Raw genomic sequence first — 4,914 nt, 5'->3', positions numbered from 1 at the left:
ATATTGCCTACGCGTCACTTGATGATGTTCAAAAAGCTCTTATTGATAGTTTCTCATACTTGGATAGCAACAGAGACATGGTCTCAAAATTGACCTATTTCAAATGGCTTAAATTAGATTAATGAAAGCGATTTGGTATTAGAGAGGAAAAACCATCAAAACAGACCAAAAAAGACCTGTCGGGTCAGAAAAGCTTATGTGGAATAGGGTGAATTCATCTCAATTCAAATGCCTGTGCATTATTCAACGGTCTTTATGGACATAAGCCGAAAAAACGCCGGCGATAGCACCGGCGTTCCATTACTCTCTATTTTCAAGGGTTCAGGCTGGTGTGGGGATCAGCCCGTCGCGCTTGAGCAGGGCGTCAGGGTCCGGTTTGCGCCCCCGGAAGGCCACAAAGAGGTCCATGGGGTGAAAGGCGTTACCACGAGCCAGGATGTATTTGCGGAAGGCTTCGCTCACTTCGGGGTTGAATATGCCCTTTTCATTGAAGAGGCTCCAGGCGTCGGCTTCCAGCGCTTCGGCCCATTTATAGGAATAGTAGCCGGCGGAATAGCCTCCGGCGAAGATGTGGGCAAAGGCGCAGGAGATGTTTGCTCCCTCGATGGGGGGCGCGATCTGGAAGCGCGCGGTGGCTTGCTTTTCAAAGGCGTCCACGTCTGTGATCTTGCTGGGATGGGTGGTGTGCCAGGCCAGGTCGAGCATGGCGTAGCGCAGTTGGGTGATGTTTGCCAGTCCCGCCTGGAAGTTTTTGGCATCGATCACTTTCTTCAGCAGTTCACTGGGAAGCGGCTCACCGGTTTCATAGTGTCTGGCAAAGAGGTTCAGCGCCTCCTCCTCCAGGAGCCAGTTTTCCATGATTTGGCTGGGCAGTTCCACAAAATCCCAAAGCACGCTGGTGCCGGAGAGTCCCTTGTAATAGCCGTCTGCCAGTAGGGAATGCAGCGCGTGGCCGAATTCGTGAAAGACGGTGCGGGCTTCGTCCAGACGCAGCAGCGAGGGCTGGTCCTCCGTGGAGGGGGTCAGCGAAGCCACGATTGCCACATGCGGGCGGCGCAGGCCGTCAGAATGCAGTCCCTGTCTCTGGAAGGAGGTCTGCCAGGCCCCGCCTCTTTTGGTTTCCCGAGGAAAGAGGTCCATGTACATCAGGCCCAAAAAATCCCCAGCCCGGTCGTAAACTTCCCAGGTGCTCACATCCTTGTGCCAGGTGGGAACATCTGTAACCTGCTTCACTTCGATGCCGTAGATGTGTTTCGCCACGGTGAAGAGGCCGGTCAGCACGTTTTCCACCTTGAACCAGGGGCGCAGTTCCTCCGGATCATAGGCGTAGCGTGCTTCCTTGAGTTTGTTGGAATAGTAGCCCATGTCCCAGGGCTTGAAATCGCTGATGCCGTCGGTCTGTTTGGCGTAGTCAACCACTTCCTGATATTCCCGCTTGGCGGCGGGATAGGCAACGCTGTAAATCTTTTCCAAAAACTCCGTGGCGGTTTGCACGGATTCCGCCATGCGGTCCGAAAGCACGTAGTCAGCGTGGGTGGGGTAGCCCAGCAGGTCGGCGCGTTGCTGGCGCAGGTCCAGGGCGCGTTTGATCAGTTCCTGGTTGTCAAAATCGTCATTGAAGGCGCGCGAGGCATAGGCCGTCTGGCTTTGGCGGCGCAGTTCGCGGTTTTTGCAGTATGTGAGTAGCGGCACCATGCTGGATGGCTGCAGGTTGAAGAGCCAGCCGCCGTCCTTTCCCTTGCTTTTGGCCAGATGAGCCGCCCCGGCCAGCACACCCTGGGGCATGCCTTCCACATCCGCGGGATCAGTGATGTGCAGTTCCCAGGCGTTGGTGGCGCCTAATACGTTGTCGGAAAACTGGGGCGAAAGCTTGGAAGATTCCATCGCGATGGCGGTTAGCTTTTGCTTGTCTTCCGTGCTCAGCAAGGCGCCGCCCCGGATAAAGCCTTGATAGGCCCTGTCGGTCAGGCGGTAGCGTTCTGCTTGCTTCAGCGCATCGCGGTCGTTCATGTCTTTCGGCAGTTCAGGTTTCGGTTTGCCCTCAACCTCGTCTTCCCAAACCTTTTTCACCCGGGCGAAAATCGCCTCGTCGGTGGAAATGCTGCTGTTAAATTCTGCCAGCAGCGGTGATATCCGCTGCGCCAGGGCCTTGAACTCGGAGTCGGATTCCGCGGAAAGCAGGTTGAAATAGATTCCGGCCACATGGTCCAGTTGTTCGCCGTACAGGTCCAAAGCCAGGATGGTGTTCTCAAAATCAGGCGCGGCGGGATTGTTCTTCAGCGCCTCGATCTCCGCCTTCGCGGTTTTAAGGGTTTCCTCTATCGCCGGCATGAAATGCTCGGTCCGGATTTCGTCGAAGGGTATGGCCTGCAGGCGGTGGCTGCTTTTTGGCCTCAACAGGGGGTTGCTGGATTGTGTCATCTGGATGTCCTTTTCATTATTCTCATTTGAAAACACGAAAATCCAAAGCCCCCGCTCTGTCAATCCGTTTTTGCCATTTTCCGCCCTGTTCCGTCGCTTGCGGGATTCCGGCAAGGTCGCTGATTTTTCTTCCTCGACCCCGGAAAAAAACATTGACGGATATACACGCTTTTTAGATTGTAACTTTAGGGGGATATCGCCCCCGCTTTGTTATTGCAGTCCATAGGTTTGTGTTATGTTATGGCTTGGCTTGGGTCTTCTGACCCGCCAAAACACCCCTCTTTACATCGAAATGTATCACGCTGCCGGTCAGAGACCCCGGCACCATACGGTTTTTAATGACTTAAGCAAGGAGATGAACATGCTTAGAAAAATCTTCACGATTATGGTTATGGCTGCTATAGCATTGTCAGCCTATGCCGCCAGCGCGGTGATTGATGCCAGACCTACACAGATCGACATCAGCTCGGCTTCTTCGGAGAGCGCTGTGTTAGTCACTGTGTCGGACTACACGTCAGATGATGCCCGATACAGGCTTTACAATGGCTCAAACCAGTACAACTGCTGGGACGCAGCCACTTCTACCTTTATTACTTCAACAAGTTACTCTTCCGGCCCGCAGGTTCCCGGCACACCCACCACTTCCAGCACATGGTGGATCATGTTTCAGAGAGGGAACAATGCTACAACAGTAGCAAGCTATCGGGATAGACTTGGCCCGGCTTATACCTCAAACTACAGAACTATAGCACTGCCTGCCGCGACAGCTATAACTACTCCTGTGTCCATCACCAACAGCGATGTAACTTTCTCAACCTGGAATGATTTTTCCTCTAAATATGTGATTTTAGCTTATGATGCCACCGTAGGTGGAACTCTGATCAGTGCTACCTCATCTGCCTTAACTACCGGGGCTTTCAACTTGGTGGTTGAAGCAGGCACAACTATCCAAAGAATCGAAGTTCGGGACGTACTCAATAATCTAATCGAGAGCGTGACTGGAACCTGGCCTGCCGTTGGGCAGCCCGTGATAGCGGTTACCGGTACCTTGAACGACTTTACCGCCTACACCGGAACTCCTTCTGCCTCCCAGAGCTATACCCTGAGCGGCTCCAACCTGACGGCGGGAATCGTGGTTACTCCCCCCGCTGGCTTTGCCATCTCCACGGACGACAACACTTTCTATACCACCGCCCAGACTCTGGCTTCCACCTTCAACGGCCCGGTCTATGTGCGCCTCACGGGTGCAACCGCCGGCAATTATTCCGGCGACATCACCCACACCAGCACCGGAGCCACTCAGGTGGATCTGGCTGTCAGCGGCACGGTTAGCGACCCTGTGCCGACCATCCACACCACTGGCACTCTGGACGCCTTTGCCACCCTGGAGGGAACTCCCTCCGCGGCTCAGACCTACACCCTTTACGGTGAGTTGCTTACCGCCAATATTATAGTGACTCCTCCCGCAGGTTTTGAGCTTTCAACCGATGGCAGCAGTTACAGTTCTTCACTTTCACTTGCTCCCAGTTTCGACGGCCCGGTCTATGTGCGCCTGATCGGTACCACGGTTGGCAACTATGGCGGCAACATCACCCACACCAGCGCCGGAGCCACTCAGGTTGATCTGCCTGTTAGTGGCGAGGTGCAGACTCCGGCTGGGCCTACCATCTTTTTGGAAGAGAACTTCAACTATACCGCGGGCGAACTGCTCACAGCTAATGGATGGGAGAATCACAGTGGAACTACTAATTATATACAAGTAACGGAACCAGGTCTGATCTATACTGGTTATCCTCCAGCTTTAGGATTGGGTGCTGCTCTTCAGACATCAGGGGAAGACGTGAACCGCGGATTTACACCCCAGAATCTGGGAAACTTGTACGCGTCTTTCCTGGTTAATGTTACAAGCGCTAAAACGACTGGAGATTATTTCTTCCATTTCAGTACCAGCCCTATCAATACCCAGTATTTCCGCGGGAAAGTGTTTATTCAGAAAGATAGCGAAACAAACAATTTCCGCTTTGGATTGACTAACGGTGCTTCTGACATAGAACCAACAGTAACGACAGGCTATGATTACGTTTATGGCACGACCTATCTGGTAGTTCTCAAGTATGAGATTGTCCCTGGTTCAAATAATGATTTGGTGCACCTTTGGGTTAATCCAACCATCTCAGATACTGAATCCACCCCCCTGTTGACTTCAACTGACGCAATTACATCTGAGCCCGATAATATTGGAACCATTGCGCTGAGGCAGGGTGGTTCAACTAAGGCTCCTGCCCTTCAAATCGACGGCATCCGCGTGAGCAACGATTGGGCGATCCTCTGGAGCGGCGATGCTCCGCCTGCACCGGTCATCACTGTGACAGGCGAGCCTGCTCCCCTGGCCAACTACGCGGGCTGCCCTTCCGAGGAAATATCCGAATACAGCCTCAGCGGAAGCAATTTGCAAGGCCCCATCTACATTGTGGCGCCGACAGGATTTGAAGT

General features: G+C 53.4%; 2 protein-coding genes. One reads left to right on the top strand and one right to left on the bottom strand.

Features of this window, described 5'->3' with window-relative positions; translation table 11 throughout:
- Positions 1–321: 321 nt before the first annotated feature.
- Complete coding sequence (locus tag GX466_04600; GenBank protein NLH93482.1) at positions 322–2,421, bottom strand: M3 family metallopeptidase; 2,100 nt, start codon at positions 2,419–2,421, stop codon at positions 322–324.
- Positions 2,422–2,782: 361 nt separating this feature from the next.
- Between GX466_04600 and GX466_04595 the strand changes: the two genes are divergently transcribed.
- Positions 2,783–4,914 (top strand): hypothetical protein (locus GX466_04595; GenBank protein ID NLH93481.1); only part of this gene is annotated, 2,132 nt, incomplete at its 3' end.

It is taken from the genome of Candidatus Cloacimonadota bacterium (assembly GCA_012516855.1).
Taxonomy (GTDB): domain Bacteria; phylum Cloacimonadota; class Cloacimonadia; order Cloacimonadales; family Cloacimonadaceae; genus Syntrophosphaera.
Note: the sequence above shows the minus strand (reverse complement) of the source record. Positions and strands in the feature narration are given on the sequence as shown.